This is a genomic window from Mycobacterium sp. pUA109 (assembly GCF_041287095.1).
Lineage (GTDB): Bacteria > Actinomycetota > Actinomycetes > Mycobacteriales > Mycobacteriaceae > Mycobacterium.
The window spans coordinates 274,177-292,644 of record NZ_JBGGKS010000002.1 but is presented as its reverse complement, the minus strand read 5'-3'; the positions used below and the strand labels follow the sequence as shown (position 1 = coordinate 292,644).

At 69.8% G+C, this 18,468-nt stretch carries 21 protein-coding genes; 12 read left to right on the top strand and 9 right to left on the bottom strand.

All coding sequences use genetic code 11. The annotated features are described in order from the left end of the window. Nucleotides 1–49: 49 nt before the first annotated feature. From ACAG26_RS03600 to ACAG26_RS03580, 5 genes are all read right to left on the bottom strand, one after another. Nucleotides 50–2,947 (bottom strand): RND family transporter, encoded by a 2,898-nt coding sequence (locus tag ACAG26_RS03600; RefSeq protein ID WP_370479427.1) that lies wholly within the window; start codon nucleotides 2,945–2,947, stop codon nucleotides 50–52. After that, nucleotides 2,944–3,348 (bottom strand): MmpS family transport accessory protein, encoded by a 405-nt coding sequence (locus ACAG26_RS03595; protein WP_370479425.1) that lies wholly within the window; start codon nucleotides 3,346–3,348, stop codon nucleotides 2,944–2,946. The genes ACAG26_RS03600 and ACAG26_RS03595 overlap by 4 nt, the downstream gene beginning before the upstream one ends. Before the next feature lie 199 nt (nucleotides 3,349–3,547). Beyond that, complete coding sequence (locus ACAG26_RS03590) at nucleotides 3,548–4,147, bottom strand: TetR/AcrR family transcriptional regulator (protein ID WP_370479422.1); 600 nt, start codon at nucleotides 4,145–4,147, stop codon at nucleotides 3,548–3,550. 224 nt (nucleotides 4,148–4,371) lie between these two features. After that, complete coding sequence (locus ACAG26_RS03585) at nucleotides 4,372–4,755, bottom strand: nitroreductase family deazaflavin-dependent oxidoreductase (protein WP_370479420.1); 384 nt, start codon at nucleotides 4,753–4,755, stop codon at nucleotides 4,372–4,374. 2 nt (nucleotides 4,756–4,757) lie between these two features. Next, a complete protein-coding gene (locus ACAG26_RS03580) occupies nucleotides 4,758–5,141 on the bottom strand; it encodes a nitroreductase family deazaflavin-dependent oxidoreductase (RefSeq protein WP_370479417.1) in 384 nt (127 codons plus the stop codon). A 190-nt stretch (nucleotides 5,142–5,331) separates the two neighbouring features. On the opposite strand from ACAG26_RS03580, the gene hemL reads away from it, so the two are divergent. From hemL to ACAG26_RS03545, 7 genes are all read left to right on the top strand, one after another. Beyond that, nucleotides 5,332–6,642, top strand: coding sequence for a glutamate-1-semialdehyde 2,1-aminomutase (hemL, locus tag ACAG26_RS03575; protein ID WP_370479414.1), 1,311 nt, complete (start codon nucleotides 5,332–5,334; stop codon nucleotides 6,640–6,642). Further along, nucleotides 6,642–7,250 (top strand): histidine phosphatase family protein, encoded by a 609-nt coding sequence (locus tag ACAG26_RS03570; protein WP_370479411.1) that lies wholly within the window; start codon nucleotides 6,642–6,644, stop codon nucleotides 7,248–7,250. Before hemL ends, ACAG26_RS03570 begins: the two co-directional genes overlap by 1 nt. 2 nt (nucleotides 7,251–7,252) lie before the next feature. Continuing rightward, the gene (locus ACAG26_RS03565; RefSeq protein WP_370479409.1) at nucleotides 7,253–7,864 is read left to right on the top strand and encodes a TlpA disulfide reductase family protein; all 612 of its coding nucleotides are present in this window, start codon (nucleotides 7,253–7,255) and stop codon (nucleotides 7,862–7,864) included. Continuing rightward, on the top strand, nucleotides 7,861–8,643 hold the full coding sequence (locus tag ACAG26_RS03560; protein ID WP_370479406.1) for a cytochrome c biogenesis CcdA family protein: 783 nt from the start codon (nucleotides 7,861–7,863) through the stop codon (nucleotides 8,641–8,643). Before ACAG26_RS03565 ends, ACAG26_RS03560 begins: the two co-directional genes overlap by 4 nt. Nucleotides 8,644–8,698: 55 nt before the next feature. After that, nucleotides 8,699–10,309 carry a cytochrome c biogenesis protein ResB gene (locus ACAG26_RS03555; protein ID WP_370479403.1) on the top strand — a complete coding sequence of 537 codons (1,611 nt, stop codon included), beginning with the start codon at nucleotides 8,699–8,701 and terminating at the stop codon, nucleotides 10,307–10,309. Then, entirely contained in the window at nucleotides 10,306–11,280 is a 975-nt protein-coding gene (gene ccsB / locus ACAG26_RS03550) for a c-type cytochrome biogenesis protein CcsB (RefSeq protein ID WP_370479400.1), read from the top strand. The genes ACAG26_RS03555 and ccsB overlap by 4 nt, the downstream gene beginning before the upstream one ends. Nucleotides 11,281–11,381: 101 nt before the next feature. Beyond that, the gene (locus ACAG26_RS03545; RefSeq protein ID WP_370479397.1) at nucleotides 11,382–12,695 is read left to right on the top strand and encodes an AAA family ATPase; all 1,314 of its coding nucleotides are present in this window, start codon (nucleotides 11,382–11,384) and stop codon (nucleotides 12,693–12,695) included. A 6-nt stretch (nucleotides 12,696–12,701) separates the two neighbouring features. Here the strand turns inward: ACAG26_RS03545 and ACAG26_RS03540 are convergent, their stop codons facing one another. Then, a complete protein-coding gene (locus ACAG26_RS03540) occupies nucleotides 12,702–12,860 on the bottom strand; it encodes a hypothetical protein (protein WP_370479395.1) in 159 nt (52 codons plus the stop codon). 48 nt (nucleotides 12,861–12,908) lie between these two features. Here ACAG26_RS03540 and ACAG26_RS03535 point away from each other — a divergent pair, with 48 nt between their 5' ends. From ACAG26_RS03535 to ACAG26_RS03525, 3 genes are all read left to right on the top strand, one after another. Continuing rightward, the gene (locus ACAG26_RS03535) at nucleotides 12,909–13,217 is read left to right on the top strand and encodes a DUF4229 domain-containing protein (protein WP_370479393.1); all 309 of its coding nucleotides are present in this window, start codon (nucleotides 12,909–12,911) and stop codon (nucleotides 13,215–13,217) included. Nucleotides 13,218–13,340: 123 nt separating this feature from the next. Then, nucleotides 13,341–13,568: a helix-turn-helix domain-containing protein gene (locus tag ACAG26_RS03530; RefSeq protein WP_370479390.1), complete on the top strand. Its 228-nt coding sequence runs from the start codon at nucleotides 13,341–13,343 to the stop codon at nucleotides 13,566–13,568. 3 nt (nucleotides 13,569–13,571) lie between these two features. Beyond that, the gene (locus ACAG26_RS03525; RefSeq protein WP_370479388.1) at nucleotides 13,572–14,138 is read left to right on the top strand and encodes a Clp protease N-terminal domain-containing protein; all 567 of its coding nucleotides are present in this window, start codon (nucleotides 13,572–13,574) and stop codon (nucleotides 14,136–14,138) included. Nucleotides 14,139–14,316: 178 nt separating this feature from the next. Here ACAG26_RS03525 and ACAG26_RS03520 read toward each other — a convergent pair whose 3' ends face one another. Beyond that, nucleotides 14,317–15,192: a 1,4-dihydroxy-2-naphthoate polyprenyltransferase gene (locus tag ACAG26_RS03520; RefSeq protein ID WP_370479385.1), complete on the bottom strand. Its 876-nt coding sequence runs from the start codon at nucleotides 15,190–15,192 to the stop codon at nucleotides 14,317–14,319. 39 nt (nucleotides 15,193–15,231) lie between these two features. Here ACAG26_RS03520 and ACAG26_RS03515 point away from each other — a divergent pair, with 39 nt between their 5' ends. Both ACAG26_RS03515 and ACAG26_RS03510 read left to right on the top strand, forming a co-directional pair. Beyond that, nucleotides 15,232–16,008 (top strand): S-methyl-5'-thioadenosine phosphorylase, encoded by a 777-nt coding sequence (locus tag ACAG26_RS03515; protein WP_370479383.1) that lies wholly within the window; start codon nucleotides 15,232–15,234, stop codon nucleotides 16,006–16,008. After that, nucleotides 16,005–17,039, top strand: a complete 1,035-nt coding sequence (locus ACAG26_RS03510; RefSeq protein ID WP_370479380.1) for an NAD-dependent epimerase/dehydratase family protein — start codon at nucleotides 16,005–16,007, stop codon at nucleotides 17,037–17,039. Before ACAG26_RS03515 ends, ACAG26_RS03510 begins: the two co-directional genes overlap by 4 nt. Here ACAG26_RS03510 and ACAG26_RS03505 read toward each other — a convergent pair. Beyond that, nucleotides 17,036–17,758 carry a cutinase family protein gene (locus ACAG26_RS03505; RefSeq protein WP_370479378.1) on the bottom strand — a complete coding sequence of 241 codons (723 nt, stop codon included), beginning with the start codon at nucleotides 17,756–17,758 and terminating at the stop codon, nucleotides 17,036–17,038. The genes ACAG26_RS03510 and ACAG26_RS03505 overlap by 4 nt on opposite strands. Nucleotides 17,759–17,835: 77 nt before the next feature. Further along, the gene (locus ACAG26_RS03500; RefSeq protein ID WP_370479375.1) at nucleotides 17,836–18,450 is read right to left on the bottom strand and encodes a TetR/AcrR family transcriptional regulator; all 615 of its coding nucleotides are present in this window, start codon (nucleotides 18,448–18,450) and stop codon (nucleotides 17,836–17,838) included. Between the last annotated feature and the right edge of the window lie 18 nt (nucleotides 18,451–18,468).

Sequence of the window (18,468 nt, the reverse complement as noted above, 5' to 3'; positions counted from 1 at the left end):
CACCCGCTCCCTTACTCGAACGTTACGTCACGCCTGAAAATGCGGGACCTCACGGTGGCGTGTCGGAGGTCACCGCCGCGTCGTCGTCTTCCCACAGGAGCAGTTGCCGCACCGCGGGGCGGGATCCGTAGGGCTGCAGCATTTGGCTGGCCGGGCGGGGCCGCACCCGTTGCGGCCACCAGAACCAGCGCCCGAGCAGCGCGGCGATCGACGGCGTCATGAACGACCGCACGATCAGCGTGTCGAACAACAGACCCAACGCGATGGTGGTCCCGATCTGAGCAAGCACCTGCAACGAGGCGAAGACGAAGGAGGCCATGGTGGCGGCGAACACCAAGCCGGCGGAGGTCACCACCGAGCCGGAGCCGGCCATCGCCCGGATGATGCCGGTGTTTAACCCGGCGCCGATTTCCTCCTTGAACCGCGAAATCAGCAGCAGGTTATAGTCCGATCCCACCGCCAACAGCAGGATCACGGCCAGCGCCAGCACGATCCAGTACAGCTGGATGCCGAGGAGGTCCTGCCACACCAGCACCGACAGCCCAAACGAGGCGCCCAAGGACAGCGCCACCGTGCCCACAATGACGATCGCGGCGACCAGACTTCGCGTGATGAACATCATGATCAGCAAGATCAGGCTCAGCGCGGCCAATCCGGCGATCATCAGGTCGTATTTGGCGCCGTCCCGGATGTCTTTGTAGGTGGCCGCGGTGCCGGTGAGGTAGATGTGGGAACCCTCCAGCGGAGTGCCCTTCACGGCCTCTTTCGCCGCGTTGCGGATCGGGTCGATATGTGAGATGCCCTCCGGGGTCGCGGGGTCACCCTCGTGGGTGATGATCATCTGCACGGCCTTGCCGTCCGGGGAGAGAAACAGTTTCATGCCCCGCTTGAACTCCGGGTTGTTGAAGGCCTCCGGGGGCAGGTAGAAGGAATCATCGTTTTTGGCTTGGTCAAACGCCTGTCCCATGGCGGCCGGGTTGTCGTTCGCGACCACCGACTGGTCGTTGATCCCGGAGTTGGTGGCGTAGTTATTCAGCGTCAGTCCCAAATTCTCCAGCTGGCTGTCGATCTGGGGCGGCAGCAATGCAACCAGTTGCGGCTGGAGCGCATCCAATTTATCGAGACTGGCTGTGATACTGGCGAACTGATCGCTCAGCTGGTTGATACCGTCGAGTGCGTCAAAGACCGACCGGAACGCAAAACAAGCGGGTATGTCGTAGCAGTGCGGCTCCCAATAGAAGTAGTTGCGCACCGGCCTGAAGAAGTCATCGAAATTCGCGATCTTATCCCGGAGGTCGTTGATCACCGTGATGGTGTCGTGAAAGCTCTGGGTCTGCTCGTGGGTGGCGGCGGCGCTCTGCTGCTGCAGCGCGTACTGCTGCCGCAAAATGCCGATCGTCTCCTTCAGCACGCCGGCCTGCTTCAGCAAGTCGGCAGCGCGATCCGCCTGATAACTGAGGTTCTGGGTCTGCGCGACGTTGCCCTGGCTGATCTGAAACGGTATCGAGGTGTGCGACAGCGGGGTGCCCAACGGCCGGGTCATGGACTGCACCTTGGCGATACCGGGCAGGTGAAAGATGGCCTTGGCGACGCGTTCCAAGACGAGAAAGTCGGCCGGGTTACGCAGATCGTGATCCGCCTCGAGCATCAGCAACTCCGGATTCAACCGGGCCGTGGAAAAATGCCGCTCCGCGGCCGCGTAGCCGACATTGGCCGGGGCGCTGGCCGGCATGTAGGGGCGGGTGTCGTAACTCGTCTTGTACCCCGGCAGGGCGATCAGCCCGATCAGCGCGATCGCGATCGTGACCAACAGAATCGGCCCCGGCCAGCGCACGATCGCCGTGCCGATGCGCCGCCAGCCGCGGGTACTCAGCGCGCGCTTGGGGTCGAACATCCCGAAATGCCGGCCGACGGCGAGCATGGCCGGCGCCAGGGTGAGCGCGGCCACCAGCGCGACCAGGACGCCGATCGCGGCGGGAATGCCCAGGCTCTGAAAGTACGGGAGCCGGGTAAAGCGCAGACACAGCACCGCGCCAGCGACGGTTAAGCCGGAGCCCAAGACAATGTGGGCGGTCCCGCGATACATCGTGTAAAAGGCGGTTTCCCGATCCTCGCCGGCCCCGCGCGCCTCTTGATATCGACCGAGGACAAATATGGCGTAGTCCGTTCCGGCGGCGATGACCAGCAACGTGAGCAGATTGGTCGAGTACGTCGACAGCCCGATGATGCCGGAGTTCGCCAGCAGGGCGACGACGCCGCGGGAGGCGGTCAACTCAACCATCACCGTGAAGAGGACCACCACCACGGTGACCGACCGGTAGATGAAAAACAGCATGATCGCGATGACCGCGATGGTGATGAGAGTGACCTTCAGGGTGCCTTGGCTGCCCACCTCGAACTGATCGGTGATCATCGGCGCGGCGCCGGTGACATAGGCTTTGACCCCCGGTGGCGCCGGCGTGTGGTTCACGATGTCGCGCACCGAATCGACGGACTCATTGGATAACGTCTCGCCCTGATTGCCGGCGAGGTACACCTGCGCTAGTGCGGCTTTGCCGTCGGCGCTCTGTGAGCCCGCCGCCGTCAGCGGGTCCCCCCAGAAATCCTGGATGTGTTCGACGTGCTTGGTGTCTTGGGCGAGTTTACGCACCAGGGTGTCGTAGAACCGGTGCGCGTCGGCGCCGAGCGGCTGATCACCCTCCAGCACGATCATCGCCGCGCTGTCGGAATCGAAGGTTTGGAAGACCTTGCCGATGCGTTTGCTGGCCTGCAGCGACGGCGCATCCTGGGGGCTCATCCCCACGTTATGTGCTTCGGCGACCTTCTCCAATTGCGGCACAAAAACATTCGTGACCGTCGCCAGGGCCAACCAGAACACCGCGATCGGCACCGAAAGCCGCAGGATCGTCCGCGCCACCGCGGACCGTGGGCTCTCCTCGTTGCTCATCCGGACTTGTCCAAGCAGAAGGTGTAGGCGCGCACTTCGTGGACGGTCCTTTCGTCTTTGAGTTCGCCGTCGATGATGATGCGGCAGCCGAGGGTGTTGCCGTCGCCCTGCGCCACCAGGTTCCCGATCACCGCGGGCTCCGTCGTCGTCGCCTCGTACCGCCACGGCAACGGGGCGTCGTTGACTTGCTGCGGCGCAGCGTTGACGTCTAAGTAATGGATGGTTGCGACGGCGCCGGGGGCGCCGAAAACCTCGTAGACCATGTCCTTGGGGTTAAAAGGAATGATCTCATTCTCGCCGCCGGTACCGGTCGAGGTGACGTCGTGTGAGCCGAAGATGCCGTGCAGTCGATCGATGCCGAACGCCGCGACGCCGACCACGACCGCCGCGACCAGCAGCATCCACCCGCGCCTGACCAGTCGGGCTACTGAAATCCCCTTCACCCGTTAGCCTTTCGATATCCGGTGCCACGACGATAGCCGAGGTCAGCGTTGTTGCGCAGCGAACCGCAAATCTCGGCTCACAACGGTACGGTACGGTACTGGACCGGACTGGACAAGGGGCGCGACCGTGGGGCTGCGGGAGCCCGAGGCGGCCGCGTTAGCGGGTCAGGCTGGGCAGGACGACGTCGTCGACCAGGGTTTGCACGGTCCGTGGGGTCGGCGGCCGGTTCTGGATGACGTTCCGGAAGATCAGGTAGCCGGGCAGCAGATCCCACAGGTCGTCGTTGATGGCGGTGGCGTCGATCTCACCGCGGTCCACGGCCTGCTGCAGGATGTGGCGGAACAGCGCCTTGCGTTGCTCGATGAACTGGTACTGCATGACGTCGTTGAGGGCGGGGTTGCGGGAGACCTCGACCAGTACGGCGCGGATGGTGCTGGCGTGCTGGCGGGTCTCGTGGGAGATCAGCTCCCCGAGCCGCAGCAAATCGCCCCGCAGGGTGCCGGTGTCGGGTGGGACCGCGATCTGACGGATGCCCTCGACCAACGCGGCCAACACCAGCTCGGCTTTCGACGGCCAGCGCCGGTACACGGTGGCTTTGCTGGCCCGCGCGGTGGCCGCCACCGCGTCGACCGTCAACCGGTCGTAGCCGTGTTCTTGTAGCAGTTGCAGCGTGGTCGCCAGCAGTTCGTTCTCGCGCGGCGACCACGGCGACGGCTCGGCGGCGCGATCGGCGGTTTGGGTCACAGCGTCCACCATAGAAGTGTCGGGGTAGTACCGACCAGTACCGTACCGTGTCGGTTTCGCGTCGCCCGACGGGCCGGCGCCGAACTATTGGCTACGCGCCTCCATCCAGTGTGAATTTGACGACGCGACCCTCGCGTGTCGCGTCGTCAAATTCACGGTCGCGGCTGTGCGCGTTTAGTGTCAGTCGGCTGACACGGGCAGTTCCGCGGTCACCGCATCCTCGGCCGGCTCGCGCGTTAACCGGCCCGCGTCAGCAATAGGGTGGACTCCACCCCGGCGTGCGGTAGCAGCTGCCGCCACGGCGCCTTGAGAAACCCGACTGCCTCCGAGGTCGGCACCACCCGCGGGTTGGTGACGTCAAACGTCTTGCCGCTCAGCTTGACCCGGCCGCCGCCGGAGGTCTGCAGGTTCTTCAGCCAGTCGCGGTCGGGTCCGTACACCAGCAGCACCGCGACACCATCGGGCGTGCTGAACATCGTCACCGGCGTGCGGTAGGTCTTGCCGGAGCGCCGGCCGGTGTGTTCGATGATCGACCACGCCGGCACCCAGCCGGAGACCGGGCGCACCAGCGGGTTGGTCACCACCCGGTTGAACCGGGCGCGTCGCTGTGAGAACTGCATTCTTAGCTCGCTTTGGCGAGCAGCACCGCCTGCTCGAACGGCAGCCGCGCGAAAACCGCCTGCGCCCGTCCGCGCACGTGGGTGGCCGCCTCGGCCTTGGTGACCTGCCGCGGGTCGGTCACCGCGAACGTTTTGCCATTGCGCCGCATCCGGCCCCCGCCGGCGGCGGTGATGTTCTTCAGCCAGTCGCGGTTGGGGCCGTAGGTCAACAGGATCGCCACCCCGTCGTCGGTGCTGAACACACTGAGCGGGGTGCGGTAGGGCTTGCCGGAGCGCCGCCCGATGTGTTCGAGGATCCCGAACGTCGGCGCCCAGCCGGCCCACAGCCGCTGGATGGGGTTGGTTACGTAACGGTTGAACCGGGCCAGCCATTGGGGGAGTTGCATTCCCTCATCCAACCCGTCGGTCGCTGCCCTGCCAACACCGAAATCGACGCCGGCGTGGAAAAGGTCGAGTGGCTAGCTCGCCAACGTCGATCTCGGCGCGGCAGGCGGCGCGCAGGGGGCCCAGGGCACCACCACACGAGAACTACACCCTGTAGTCGACGGGTTTTCCGCGGCTGGGACACTGGTAGTCATGCATGTTGACCAGGCCACCGCGGCCTCCGCGCGGCTGTTCGACGAGGCCTGCGCGGTCATCCCCGGCGGGGTGAACTCGCCGGTGCGGGCCTTCGCGGCGGTCGGCGGCACCCCGCGGTTCATCGAGCGCGCCGAGGGCTGCCGGCTCACCGACGCCGACGGCAACCGCTACGTCGACCTGGTCTGCTCCTGGGGTCCGATGATCCTGGGCCACGCCCACCCCGCCGTCGTGGAGGCCGTGCAGCGGGCCGCCGCCGGAGGCCTGTCGTTCGGCGCGCCCACCGCCGCCGAGGTGGAGTTGGCCGCCGAGATCGTCGAGCGGGTCACGCCGGTGCAGCAGGTCCGGCTGGTCAACTCCGGCACCGAGGCCACCATGAGCGCGCTGCGGCTGGCCCGCGGTTTCACCGGCCGGCCCAAGATCGTCAAGTTCTCCGGCTGCTACCACGGCCACGTCGACGCGCTGCTGGCCGACGCCGGCTCCGGGGTGGCCACCCTGGGGCTGCCGTCCTCGCCGGGGGTGACCGGCGCCACCGCCGCCGACACGATCGTGTTGCCCTACAACGACGTCGACGCCGTGCACCAAACGTTCGCCGCGCACGGCGCCCAGATCGCCGCGGTGATCACCGAGGCCAGCCCCGGCAACATGGGGGTGGTGCCGCCGGCGCCCGGCTTCAACGCCACGCTGCGCGCGATCACCGCCGAGCACGGGGCGCTGCTGATCTCCGATGAGGTGATGACCGGTTTCCGGGTCAGCCCGGCCGGCTGGTACGGCCTCGACCCGGTGGACGCCGACCTGTTCACCTTCGGCAAGGTGATGAGCGGCGGGCTGCCGGCCGCCGCGTTCGGGGGCCGCGCCGAGGTGATGGCCAAGCTGGCGCCGCTGGGTCCGGTGTATCAGGCCGGCACCCTGTCCGGGAACCCGGTGGCCACCGCCGCCGGGCTGGCCACGCTGCGCGCCGCCGACGCCGCCGTATATGAAGCGCTGGACGCCAACGCCGACCGGCTGGCCGCGCTGATCTCCGCGGCGCTCACCGACGCCGGTGTGCCGCACCAGATTCCGCGGGCCGGCAACATGTTGAGCGTGTTCTTCACCGAGACACCGGTCACCGATTTCGGCACCGCCCGGGACAGCCAAACTTGGCGCTACCCGGCGTTCTTCCACGCCCTGCTGGGCGCCGGGGTGTACCCGCCGTGCAGCGCCTTCGAGGTGTGGTTCGTTTCGGCCGCCCTCGACGAGGCGGCGTTCGACACCATCGCGGCGGCGCTGCCCGCGGCCGCGGCCGCCGCCGCCCGAGAGGAGAAGCCCTGATGGCCGAGCCCACCCGCATCCACCTGGTGCGCCACGGCGAGGTGTACAACCCGGACGGCATCCTGTACGGCCGGCTGCCCGGGTTTCGGCTGTCCGACAAGGGCAACCGGCAGGCCGCCGCGGTCGCCGACGCGCTGGCCGGCCGGGACATCGTCGCGGTGATCGCCTCACCGCTGCAGCGCGCCCAGGAGACCGCCGCCCCGATCGCCGCCGCCCACGGCCTGCCGGTCGACACCGACGACAACCTGATCGAGTCCACCAACTTCTTTGAGGGCCGGCGGGTTTCGCCCGGCGACGGCGCCTGGCGCGACCCGCGGGTGTGGTGGCAGCTGCGCAACCCGTTCACCCCGTCGTGGGGCGAGCCGTACGCGGCGATCGCGGCCCGGATGACCACCGCGGTGGACAAGGCCCGGGCCCGCGGCGCCGGCCACGAAGTGGTGTGCGTCAGCCACCAGCTGCCGGTGTACACCACCCGGCTGCATCTGACCGGCAAGCGGCTGTGGCACGACCCGCGCGGGCGCCAATGCGCGGTGGCCTCGGTGACCACCCTGGTCTACGACGGCGACCGGTTCGTCGACGTCGAATACTGCACCCCCGCGGACGCGTAACGATGCGGCGGCTGGTGATCCTCGGGGCGGCGCTGGTCGCCCTGGGCTGCACTGGCTGCTCCACCGGCGACGACGCCGTCGCCCGCGGCGGCACCTTCGAGTTCGTCGCGCCCGGCGGCAAGACCGACATCTTCTACGACCCGCCCGCCGACCGCGGCCGCCCCGGCCCGGTGTCCGGGCCGGACCTGCTGGACCCGGCCCGCACCCGCGCGGTCGACGACTATCCGGGCCAGGTCGTCGTGCTCAACGTGTGGGGCCAGTGGTGCGGGCCGTGTCGCACCGAGATCGGCCAGCTGCAGCAGGTGTATGACGCCACCCGCGCCCAGGGCGTGGCGTTCCTGGGCATCGACGTGCGCGACTACAACCCGCAGGCCGCCCAGGATTTCGTCACCGACCGGCACGTCACGTTTCCGTCGATCTACGACCCGGCGATGCGCACCCTGATCGCGTTCGGCGGCAAATACCCGTCCTCGGTCATCCCGTCCACCCTGGTGCTGGACCGCGACCACCGGGTCGCCGCGGTGTTCCTGCGGGAGTTGCTCGCGCAGGATCTGCAGCCGGTGGTGCAGCGGCTGGCCGCCGACAACACCGCGGCTGCGCCGGGGCCGCCATGAGCAGCGGGTTGACCGACACCGCCGCCACCGGGCCGCTGCTGGTGGCGCTGGCGGTGTCGGTGCTGGCCGGGCTGGTGTCGTTCGCGTCCCCGTGCGTGGTGCCGCTGGTGCCCGGCTACCTGTCCTATCTGGCCGCGGTCGTCGGCGTCGACGAACAACCGCCGCCGGGCGCGATCAAAGCGCCCCCCGCCGCGCGCTGGCGGGTCGCCGGGTCGGCGGCGCTGTTCGTCGCCGGGTTCACCGCGGTGTTCGTGCTGGGCACCGTCGCGGTGCTGGGCATGACCACCACGCTGATCACCAACCAGGTGGCCCTGCAGCGGGTCGGGGGAGCGCTGACCATCGTGATGGGGCTGGTGTTCGTCGGCTTCGTCCCGGCCCTGCAGCGCCAAGCCCGGTTCAGCCCCCGGCAGCTGTCCACGGTGGCCGGCGCTCCGCTGCTGGGGGCGGTGTTCGCGCTGGGCTGGACGCCGTGCCTGGGGCCGACGCTGACCGGGGTGGTCACCGTCGCCTCGGCCACCGACGGGGCGACCGTGGCCCGCGGGGTGGTGCTGGTGCTGGCCTACTGCCTGGGGCTGGGCATCCCGTTCGTGGCGCTGGCGTTCGGGTCGGCGTCCGCGGTGGCCGGGCTGTCCTGGCTGCGCCGGCACACCCGGGCCATCCAGATCCTCGGCGGGGTGCTGCTGATCGCGGTCGGGGTCGCGTTGCTCACCGGGGCGTGGGGGCAGTTCGTCGGCTGGGTGCGCGACGGGTTCGTCTCCGATGTCAGGCTGCCAATCTGATGGTGACCCTGGCCACGACTGTGCGGTTTGATCCGCGACACGCCGGGGTGGGCGGATGAAACCGCACAGTCGGCGCGCGAACGTGGGGCTCGCGCTGCTCCGCAACACCTGGCGCAGCTTGACGTCGATGGGCACCGCGCTGGTGCTGCTGTTCCTGCTGGCGCTGGGCGCGGTGCCCGGCGCGCTGCTGCCGCAACGCAACCTCAACGCCAGCAAGGTCGACGAATACCTGGTGCAGCATCCGGTGATCGGGCCGTGGCTGGATCGGGTGCAGGCATTCGACGTGTTCTCCAGCTTCTGGTTCACCGCCATCTACGTGCTGCTGTTCGTGTCGCTGGTGGGCTGCCTGACCCCGCGCACCCTTGAACACCTGCGCGGCCTGCGCGCCACCCCGGTGCCCGCCCCGCGCAACCTGGCCCGGCTGCCCAAACACGCCACCGCCGAGGTCACCGGGGAGCCGGCGGCCACCGCGACGGCGATCGCCGGGCGGCTGCGCGGCTGGCGCACCACCATCCGGGAAGCCGACACGGCCGAGGTGTCCGCCGAGAAGGGTTACCTGCGCGAATTCGGCAACCTGGTGTTCCACTTCTCGCTGCTGGGCCTGCTGCTCGCGGTCGCGGTCGGCAAGATGTTCGGCTACGAGGGCAACGTCATCGTGATCGCCGACGGCGGGCCCGGCTTCTGCTCGGCGTCCCCGGCCGCGTTCGACTCGTTCCGGGCCGGCAACCTGGTCGACGGCACCGCGCTGCACCCGATGTGCATCCGGGTCAACGGCTTCGACGCGCACTACCTGCCGTCCGGGCAGGCCACCTCCTACGCCGCGGACATCGACTATCAGGCCGGCGCCGATTTGACCACCGGCCAATGGCGGCCCTACCCGCTGGAGGTCAACCACCCGCTACGGCTCGGCGGCGACCGGGTGTACCTGCAGGGCCACGGCTACGCGCCGACCTTCACCGTCACCTTCCCGGGCGGGCAGACCCGCACCGCGACCGTGCAGTGGCGCCCCGACAGCCCGCTGACCCTGCTGTCGTCGGGGGCGGTGCGGATCGACCCGCCGGCCGGCAGGTACCCCGATCCGCGGGAGCGCCGCCAGCACCAGATCGCGATCGAGGGCCTGTTCGCGCCGACCAAGCAGCTCGACGGCACCCTGCTGTCGTCCAGCTTTCCCGCCCTCAACGACCCCGCCGTGGCCATCGACATCTACCGCGGCGACGCCGGGCTGGACACCGGCCGACCCCAATCCCTGTTCAACCTTGATCCCCGGCTCAAGGCGCAGGGCCGGCTGACCAAGGTCAAACGCACCAACCTGACCGCCGGCCAGCAGGTCACCCTCGACGACGGCACCGTGGTGCGGTTCGACGGCGCGGTGCCGTTCATCAACCTGCAGGTGTCGCACGACCCCGGCCAGCTGTGGGTGCTGGTCAGCGCGATGACGATGATGGCCGGGCTGCTGGTGTCGCTGGTGGTGCGGCGCCGACGGGTGTGGGCACGGATCACCCCGGCGACCCCGGGTACGGTGAACGTCGAGCTGGGTGGGCTGGCCCGCACCGACAACTCCGGATGGGGTGACGAGTTCGAGCGGCTAACCACCCGGATGCTGGCCGGACTCGACACCACGACGCAGCCCGTAGTGACGGCCGGTAAGGAAGGCCCCCGAACATGAACACCCTGCACGTCGACGCCGCACTGGCCCGCTATTCGGACTGGGCGTACACCTCCTCGCTGGTGGTGCTGGTCATCGCGCTGCTGCTGCTGGCCGTCGAACTCGCCTACACCCGCGGCCGGGTCGAGCCCCGCGAGCTGGTCGCCGCCGGGTCGGTGACCGCCGACAGCGCCACCCCCGGGGTGGTGCTCGACACCGGAACCCGCTCCCTCGACGAACGGGTGGGCCGGGCCGGCCTGGCGCTGGTCTACCTGGGCATCGCGCTGCTGGTGGGCTGCGTGGTGCTGCGCGGGCTGGCCACGCTGCGGCCGCCGTGGGGCAACATGTACGAGTTCATCAACCTGACCTGTTTATCCGGCCTGGTGGCCGCCGCGGTGGTGCTGCGCCGCCCCCAGCATCGGGCGCTGTGGGTGTTCGTGCTGCTGCCGGTGCTGATCCTGCTGTCGATCTCGGGCCGCTGGCTGTACGCCACCGCCGCCCCGGTGATGCCGGCGCTGCAGTCCTACTGGCTGCCGATCCACGTCTCGGTGGTCAGCCTCGGCTCGGGGGTCTTCCTGGTCGCCGGGGTGGCCAGCCTGCTGTTTCTGCTGAAGACGTCGCCGCTGAGCGACCCCGACCGGCCCGGGGTGCTGGCGCGCGTCATGCAGCGGCTGCCCGACGCCCAGACGCTGGACCGCATCGCCTACCGGACCACCATCTTCGCGTTTCCGGTGTTCGGGTTCGGGGTGATCTTCGGCGCGATCTGGGCCGAGGAGGCCTGGGGCCGGTACTGGGGCTGGGACCCCAAGGAGACGGTGTCGTTCGTCGCCTGGGTGGTCTACGCCGCCTACCTGCACGCCCGGTCGACGGCCGGGTGGCGGGACAGCAAAGCGGCCTGGATCAACGTGGTCGGGTTCGTCGCGATGGTGTTCAACCTGTTCTTCGTCAACCTGGTGACGGTGGGGCTGCACTCCTACGCCGGAGTGGGCTGACCTGCGGCCAGGCGCCGCGCCGGGGTGCTGCGCTACTCTTCGTTAACAAGCATTCTGTGCGGAGCATTAGCCAAGCGAACCGAAACACAAGGGGAGTGCAGGTGTCTGTCAATCCGCCGCATGGCGGCGATGCTGCCCGAGGCCGCAACGTCACTGACCATCCGACCAGGGAGTTCCCGCCGTACGAGCAGTCCGGCGAACCGGCACCCGAGACGCAATCGTTCGGTCCACCCGAGGGCGGTGCGCCCGAGACCCAGTCCTTCGGCGGGTTCCGCACCGAGCGGCGCTTCGCCGAGCCGCTGGAGACCCGCCCGGTGCCGCCCCTGGAGACCCAGGTGCAGCCGCGGGCCTGGACGGCCACCCCGGCCACCGGAATCCCGCACGCCATGGAGAACCCGCCGCCGGCCTACTACCCCGGCGCGTCTGACCTGCTGCCCGCCGACATGCCGTACCGGCAGCCGGCGCCGCCCGGGCCGTACTCGGATCTGTCCACCAACTCGTTGCTGCGGCAGGTCAAGCCGCCGCCCTCGAGCGGCTGGCGGCGGGCGCTCTACGAGCTGTCCGGGCATCTGATCAACGTCGGGGAGAGCCCCCGCACGGTGCGCTACAACGACCTGGTGGTCCAGGCCAACCGGCCGCTGCAGGGCTGCTACCGGATCGCGTTGCTGTCCCTGAAGGGCGGGGTCGGCAAGACCACCATCACCGCCACGCTGGGCGCCACCTTCGCCTCGATCCGCGGCGACCGGGTGGTGGCGGTGGACGCCAACCCCGACCGCGGCACGCTGAGCCAAAAGGTGCCGATGGAGACCCCGGCCACGGTGCGGCATCTGCTGCGTGACGCCGACGGCATCGAGCGCTACAGCGACGTCCGCAGCTACACCAACCAGGGGCCCAGCCGGCTGGAGGTGCTGGCATCGGAGAGCGACCCGGCGGTGTCCGAGGCGTTTTCCGCCGAGGACTATGCCGGCACCCTGCGGGTGTTGGAGCGGTTCTACAGCCTGGTGCTCACCGACTGCGGGACCGGGCTGATGCACTCGGCCATGTCGTCGGTGCTGGCCAAGGCCGACACGCTGATCGTGGTCAGCTCCGGCTCGGTGGACGGGGCCCGCAGCGCCTCGGCGACGCTGGACTGGCTGGACGCGCACGGCCACGAGGAGTTGGTGAAAAACTCGATCGCGGTGATCAACGCGGTGCGGCCCCGGTCCAACAAGGTCGACATGCAAAAGGTCGTCGACCACTTCTCCCGGCGTTGCCGGGCGGTGCGGCTGGTGCCGTTCGACCCGCATCTGGAAGAGGGCGCCGAGATCCACCTGGAACGGTTGAAGCGGGAGACCCGCGAGGCGTTGATGGAGCTAGCGGCCGTGGTCGCCGACGGGTTCCCCGGCAACGAGCGGTTCCACCAGCGCTTCGTCTGAGGGCGTCTACGAGTTGTTGTCGCCGTGGCTGAGCCGCCACAGGAACTCCGGATCGTCGTCCGGTCCGATCACCCGAGTTTTCGGCCGCTCGGCTTGGGCTCGCGCCGCACGCACACCGAGGTAGACCAGCGTCCCCAAAACCAGGACGAGGAGCAGGTAGAACACTCAACACCTCCTTGGCCCGAATATACCTGCACGCTCTAGGCTCGTCGTGTGTCGGAACCGCAGACCTCCACCCGCCGCGCGGTCGGCGACATCGCGCTGTACGCGGCGGCGCGGTTGCTGCTGGTGGCGGCGCTGAGCGTGGTGATCTACGTGGTGGGCCGGCTGCTCGGTATCCGTGATTTCCCGCCGATCGTGGCGCTGCTGTTCGCGTTGATCGTCGCGCTGCCGATGGGGATTTGGGTGTTCGCGCCGCTGCGCCGCCGCGCCACCGCCAGCGTCGAGGCGGTCAGCGAGCGCCGCCGCCGCGACCGCGACCAGTTGCGGGCGCGGCTGCGCGGCGAGGAGTCCCCGGAGTAGCCCTCGTCGCTGACTGTGCGTCTACCACGCCGTCCACTCGCACTTTGCCGTGGTGGACGCAGACTCAGCCCGGTTGTCAACGTTTATTGACAGCTTGATGCCTGTCAAGTTATCTTGACGGGTATGAGTGAGGTGTCCGACGCGTCGTTGGGTGCCGCCGCCGACGGGGCGGCCAGCGCCGATCCGGCCGTCGGCTTGCGGGCGGTCCGCGCCCTGCAGCGGCTGCAGGAGCGGTTGGAGGCCATCCACGTCGTCAACGCCCGCGAGCAGGGCTGGAGCTGGCAGGCCATCGCCGACGCGCTCGGGGTGAGCCGGCAGGCCGTGCATCAGAAGTACAACCGGAGGAGATGAACCATGGTCTTCGAGCGGTTCACCCGCGATGCCCGGGTCGCGGTCGTGCTGGCCCAAGAGGATGCCCGGGAATTGGTGGCCGGCGAAATCGGGTCCCAGCACTTACTTCTCGGGCTGCTGCAAGCCGCCGAGCCCGACTTGTCGGCGGTGTTGGGCGGTTTCGGGCTGACCGCCGACGCGGTGCGGGCCCGGCTGGCGGCGGGGGAGGCCAGCGGCGAGTCGTTCGACACCGACGCCGAGGCGCTGCGGTCGCTCGGGATCGACCTGCGCGCCGTGCGTGACAGCGTGGCCCGTACCTTCGGCGCCGACGCGTTCGACAACGCGCTGCGCAAATCCGGGCGGCGCCGCCGTCGGCGCGGACATATCCCGTTCACCCGGGCGGCCAAGAAAGCCCTGGAGTTGGCGCTGCGGGAAGCGTTGGCGCACAAGGACAAAGAGATCCGGTGTGAACACGTCGTGCTGGGCCTGCTGCGCGGTGGTGATCCGGCGGCGCTGGCGCTGATCACCGAGCATGTCGACCCGGGGCGGCTGCGGGCGTCGGTCGTCACCCTGTTGGACCGGGCGGCCTAACCGGCCCGGCGCCCGGTCACAGCCGTCACTTGCGTACCGGCACCCGGGCGGGGTGTGACTGCGGAATCGGATAGCGCGGGCGATACCAGTCGGTCGAGTGGAGGCCGTGGTAGCGCAGGCGCCATCGTTTTCGAGCGGGCATGTGCCCCCGAGACAGGGACGCCTGCGACCGGTGAGGCTAGTGGTGCGCAGCCAGCGCCGCAGCCACCGCAAAAGACCACACCAGCATGGTCAGCCCGGTGTCGCGCAGCACCGGGATCAGTGCGGCCCCGCCCAGACCGGTCCGCACCGGGCGTGCGGCCCGCACCGCCGGCGGGACCGCGACCAGGCCCGCCGCGCACCACGGCGTGGCCAGCAGCATCAACACCACGGTCAACACGCCGGCCACCGCCAGCAGCCCCTGATACAGCACCCGGGTGCGCGCGTCCCCGAGGCGCACCGCCAGCGTGGTCTTGCCGGCCTGGGCATCGGTGGGGATGTCGCGCAGGTTGTTGGCCACCAGCACCGCTGACGACAGCGCCCCGATCGCCACCGCCAACGTCAACCCGACCCAGTCCACCCGCAGCGCCTGGGTGTACTGGGTGCCCAACACCGCGACCAGCCCGAAGAACACGAACACCGCGACCTCGCCCAGCCCGGCGTAGCCGTACGGCCGCGACCCGCCGGTGTACAGCCAGGCCCCGGCGATGCAGGCCGCCCCGACGGCGATCAGCCACGGCGCGCTGACCACGGCCAGCGCCAGCCCGGCCACCGCCCCGACGGCCAGGCTGGCCACCGCGGCGGCCAGCACCGCGCGCGGCGCGGCCAGCCGGGAGCCCACCAGCCGCACCGGGCCTGCCCGGTCGTCGTCGGTGCCGCGGATGCCGTCGGAGTAGTCGTTGGCGAAGTTGACCCCGATGATCAGTGCCACCGCCACCGCCAGCGCCAGCAGCGCCTTCCACCACAGCGCGGCACCCAGCCACGCCGCCGCCCCGGTGCCGGCGATCACCGGCGCGACCGCGTTGGGCAGCGTGCGCGGCCGCGCCCCCTCGATCCACTGCGCGAAACTGGCCACCGCACGATCCTTGCACGGCGATACCGGACAATGATCGCCATGCTCGCAGTCATCGGCGGTAGCGGTTTCTACACGTTTTTCGGACCCGACGCCCGCAGCATCACCCTGGACACCCCCTACGGTGCGCCCAGCGCCCCGATCACGGTCGGCGCCGTCGGCGACCACGAGGTCGCGTTTTTGCCCCGGCACGGCGCCCGGCACGAATACTCGGCGCACACCGTGCCGTACCGGGCCAACATGTGGGCGCTGCGCGCCCTCGGGGTGCGGCGCATCTTCGCGCCGTGCGCGGTCGGCAGCCTCACCCCGCAGCTGGGGCCGGGGTCGGTGGTGGTGCCCGATCAGCTGGTGGACCGCACCAGCGGCCGCGCCGACACCTACTTCGACTCCGGCGGCATCCACGTCGAATTCGCCGACCCGTACTGCCCGACGCTGCGGGCCGCGGTCACCGGGCTGCCCACCGTGGTCGACGGCGCCACCATGGTCGTCATCCAGGGGCCCCGGTTTTCCACCCGGGCGGAAAGCCAGTGGTTCGCCGCCGCCGGGTTCCAGCTGGTCAACATGACCGGGTATCCGGAGGCGGTGTTGGCCCGCGAACTCGAAATGTGTTACGCGGCAATCGCGTTGGTCACTGACCTGGACGCCGGTGTGGCGGTCGGGGACGGGGTGAAGGCCGTCGACGTGTACGCCGAATTCCAGCGCCACATCGAGCCGTTCAAGAAGTTGGTGCAGGAGGCGATCGGTCAGCTCGCCGCCGAGCGCAGCTGCACCCACTGCCTGACCCACCAGGGCATCGAGTTGCCGTTCGAGTTGCCGTGAGGGTGTTGCTGACCGGGGCCGCCGGGTTCATCGGGGCCGCGGTGCACGCCGCGCTGGCGGCCGCCGGCCACGACGTCGTCGCCGTCGACGCCATGCTGGCCGCCGCGCACGGACCCGACGCCCCCGCCCCGGACGGCTGCCGCCGGGTCGATGTTCGCGACGCCGACGCACTGGCCCCGCTGCTGGCCGGCGTGGACGTGGTGTGCCACCAGGCCGCGGTGGTGGGGGCCGGGGTGGACGCCGCCGACGCCCCGGCCTACGGCAGCCACAACGATTTCGCCACCGCCGTGTTGCTGGCCGCGATGAACGCCGCGGGGGTGCGCCGGCTGGTGCTGGCGTCCTCGATGGTGGTCTACGGACAGGGCCGCTACGACTGCGCCGCACACGGAGCCGTCGACCCGGCGCCGCGCCGGCGCGCCGACCTGGACGCCGGGATCTTCGAGCACCGCTGCCCGGTCGGCGGTGAACCGCTCACCTGGCGGCTGGTCGGCGAGGACGCGCCGCTGCGCCCGCGCAGCCTGTACGCGGCCAGCAAGACCGCCCAGGAGCATTACGCGCTGGCCTGGGCCGAGGCCACCGGCGGGTCGGTGACCGCGCTGCGCTACCACAACGTCTACGGGCCGGGGATGCCGCGCGACACCCCGTATTCGGGGGTGGCGGCGATCTTTCGCTCCGCGCTGGAAAACGGCCAGCCGCCAAGGGTTTTCGAGGACGGTCAGCAGATGCGCGATTTCGTCCACGTCGACGACGTGGCGGCGGCCAACGCCGCCGCGGTGACCGCCGAGCGCGGCGGGTTCACCGCGGTCAATGTGTGCTCCGGGCAGCCGATCTCGATCCTGCAGGTGGCCACCGTGTTGTGCGCGGCGCGCGGATCGCACACCGCGCCGGTGATCACCGGGGGATACCGGCCCGGCGATGTGCGCCACATCGTCGCCGACCCGGCCCGGGCCGTCGACCTGCTGGGTTTCCGGGCCGCGGTGGATCCCCGAGATGGGTTACGCGAGTTCGCGTTCGCGCCGCTGCGCGGCTAGAGGTGGCTGGCCGCGAAATCGGCGGCCTGGTCGGTCATCCCGTTGACGCCGTAAGAGGCGTGCGCGATGGGGGGCCCGCCGGCCGGGCTGCCGTTGCAGATGGTGTCCCCGTCGGCGCACAGCTCCAGCGTCTTGGGCGCGTACAGCGGGCCGATCCGCACCGGCGGGGCGCCGTTGGGCTGCAAGAACTCCGGCGACGGGGTGCCGAACAGGGTGACCGCGGCGACGTGGTTGGCCACCTCCGGCGGCATTGGCTGGGGGACGTATGACCGGTATTCCGCGGGGATTTCCTTCGGGATCTCCGCGGAGGTGACATAGCCGGCCAGCGCCGCCCCCTGGGAAAAGCCGCCGAGCACGATCCGGGTGTTGGGGCAGTTGGCGGCGGTGTTCTCGATATGGGTGCCCGCGTCCCGGACCCCGTCGACCACGGTGCGGGCGAACTCGATGCCGCCGCTGAAATCGCTGCTGGCGGCGTAGTTGACCGGATACACCTGGTAGGACCGGTCGCCGACGCGGGAGTGCAGCGCGTCGACGAACGACTGCCCGATTCCGCCGACACCGGGCGGTTCGCCGGTGCCGCGGGCGAACACCACCTCCACGTCGGGGCAGGGCTGGGCGGTGGCGGACGGGGGCGGCGGTCCCAGCAGCGTCGCCCACACCACTGCCACCGCGCCGATACGGCGCGCCCACGTCGTGCAACTCACTTCGGTGACGTCCATCGCTACCCCAAGGGTTCGCCCAGCCGACCTTGGCTGATTGTAGGGCTCGGTGGGTCGGCGAATCTAGAGTGGACGCGCTACCGGACGGCCGAGGTGAGCAGCACGTCGAGTTCGGCGAGCACCTCGTCGAGCGGCTGGGTGGATCGCTGCGCCCGGCACAGCACGACCGCACCCTCGAGCGCGGCGAGCACTATCGTCGCCAGGCGGTGCGCGCGGGCCGCCTCGACGCCGTCGGCGCGGATGCCCCGCTCGAGGGCGTGCTGCCACCGCTGGAAGATATCGGTGGCGGCCGCGTGGAGCTGCTGATCGTCGGGTGAGCCGCCGACCGCTACCGACATCACCGGACAGCCCGAGCCGAAGTCCGAGTCGTGCAGGATCGCCGACCAGAAGTCGCCGAAGCGTCGCAGGCCGGCGCTGGCCCCCTCGGTGCTTGCCTGCTCGATCAGCGAGCTGATGGCGTCGCCGGCGAGCGCTAACGCGTCGGACATGATCTCGCCGCGGCCGCCCGGGAAATGGTGGTAGACCGAGCCGCGCGGTGCTTGGCTGCGGGCCAACACGGCGTCGACGGTGACGGCGGCCGCACCTCGCTCCCGCAACAGTTCGACCGCGCTGACCAGCATCTTTTGCCGAGTGGTGGTGCGCGCTCCCACGTGTGATCCCTTCCACAACGGCTTGCCGAACCGGCCCGTCATTATGCTATGTTGCCGACC

Excerpts from the sequence above, each read along its gene's own strand:
- ACAG26_RS03555 (WP_370479403.1), top strand. The coding sequence starts at position 8,699 with ATGAAACCGCACAGTCGGCGCGCGAACGTGGGGCTCGCGCTGCTCCGC.
- hemL (WP_370479414.1), top strand. The coding sequence starts at position 5,332 with ATGCATGTTGACCAGGCCACCGCGGCCTCCGCGCGGCTGTTCGACGAG.
- ACAG26_RS03500 (WP_370479375.1), bottom strand. The coding sequence starts at position 18,450 with ATGACGGGCCGGTTCGGCAAGCCGTTGTGGAAGGGATCACACGTGGGA.
- ACAG26_RS03505 (WP_370479378.1), bottom strand. The coding sequence starts at position 17,758 with ATGGACGTCACCGAAGTGAGTTGCACGACGTGGGCGCGCCGTATCGGC.
- ACAG26_RS03585 (WP_370479420.1), bottom strand. The coding sequence starts at position 4,755 with ATGCAGTTCTCACAGCGACGCGCCCGGTTCAACCGGGTGGTGACCAAC.
- ACAG26_RS03590 (WP_370479422.1), bottom strand. The coding sequence starts at position 4,147 with ATGGTGGACGCTGTGACCCAAACCGCCGATCGCGCCGCCGAGCCGTCG.
- ccsB (WP_370479400.1), top strand. The coding sequence starts at position 10,306 with ATGAACACCCTGCACGTCGACGCCGCACTGGCCCGCTATTCGGACTGG.
- ACAG26_RS03515 (WP_370479383.1), top strand. The coding sequence starts at position 15,232 with ATGCTCGCAGTCATCGGCGGTAGCGGTTTCTACACGTTTTTCGGACCC.
- ACAG26_RS03565 (WP_370479409.1), top strand. The coding sequence starts at position 7,253 with ATGCGGCGGCTGGTGATCCTCGGGGCGGCGCTGGTCGCCCTGGGCTGC.
- ACAG26_RS03600 (WP_370479427.1), bottom strand. The coding sequence starts at position 2,947 with ATGAGCAACGAGGAGAGCCCACGGTCCGCGGTGGCGCGGACGATCCTG.
- ACAG26_RS03595 (WP_370479425.1), bottom strand. The coding sequence starts at position 3,348 with ATGCTGCTGGTCGCGGCGGTCGTGGTCGGCGTCGCGGCGTTCGGCATC.
- ACAG26_RS03560 (WP_370479406.1), top strand. The coding sequence starts at position 7,861 with ATGAGCAGCGGGTTGACCGACACCGCCGCCACCGGGCCGCTGCTGGTG.
- ACAG26_RS03580 (WP_370479417.1), bottom strand. The coding sequence starts at position 5,141 with ATGCAACTCCCCCAATGGCTGGCCCGGTTCAACCGTTACGTAACCAAC.
- ACAG26_RS03530 (WP_370479390.1), top strand. The coding sequence starts at position 13,341 with ATGAGTGAGGTGTCCGACGCGTCGTTGGGTGCCGCCGCCGACGGGGCG.
- ACAG26_RS03525 (WP_370479388.1), top strand. The coding sequence starts at position 13,572 with ATGGTCTTCGAGCGGTTCACCCGCGATGCCCGGGTCGCGGTCGTGCTG.
- ACAG26_RS03570 (WP_370479411.1), top strand. The coding sequence starts at position 6,642 with ATGGCCGAGCCCACCCGCATCCACCTGGTGCGCCACGGCGAGGTGTAC.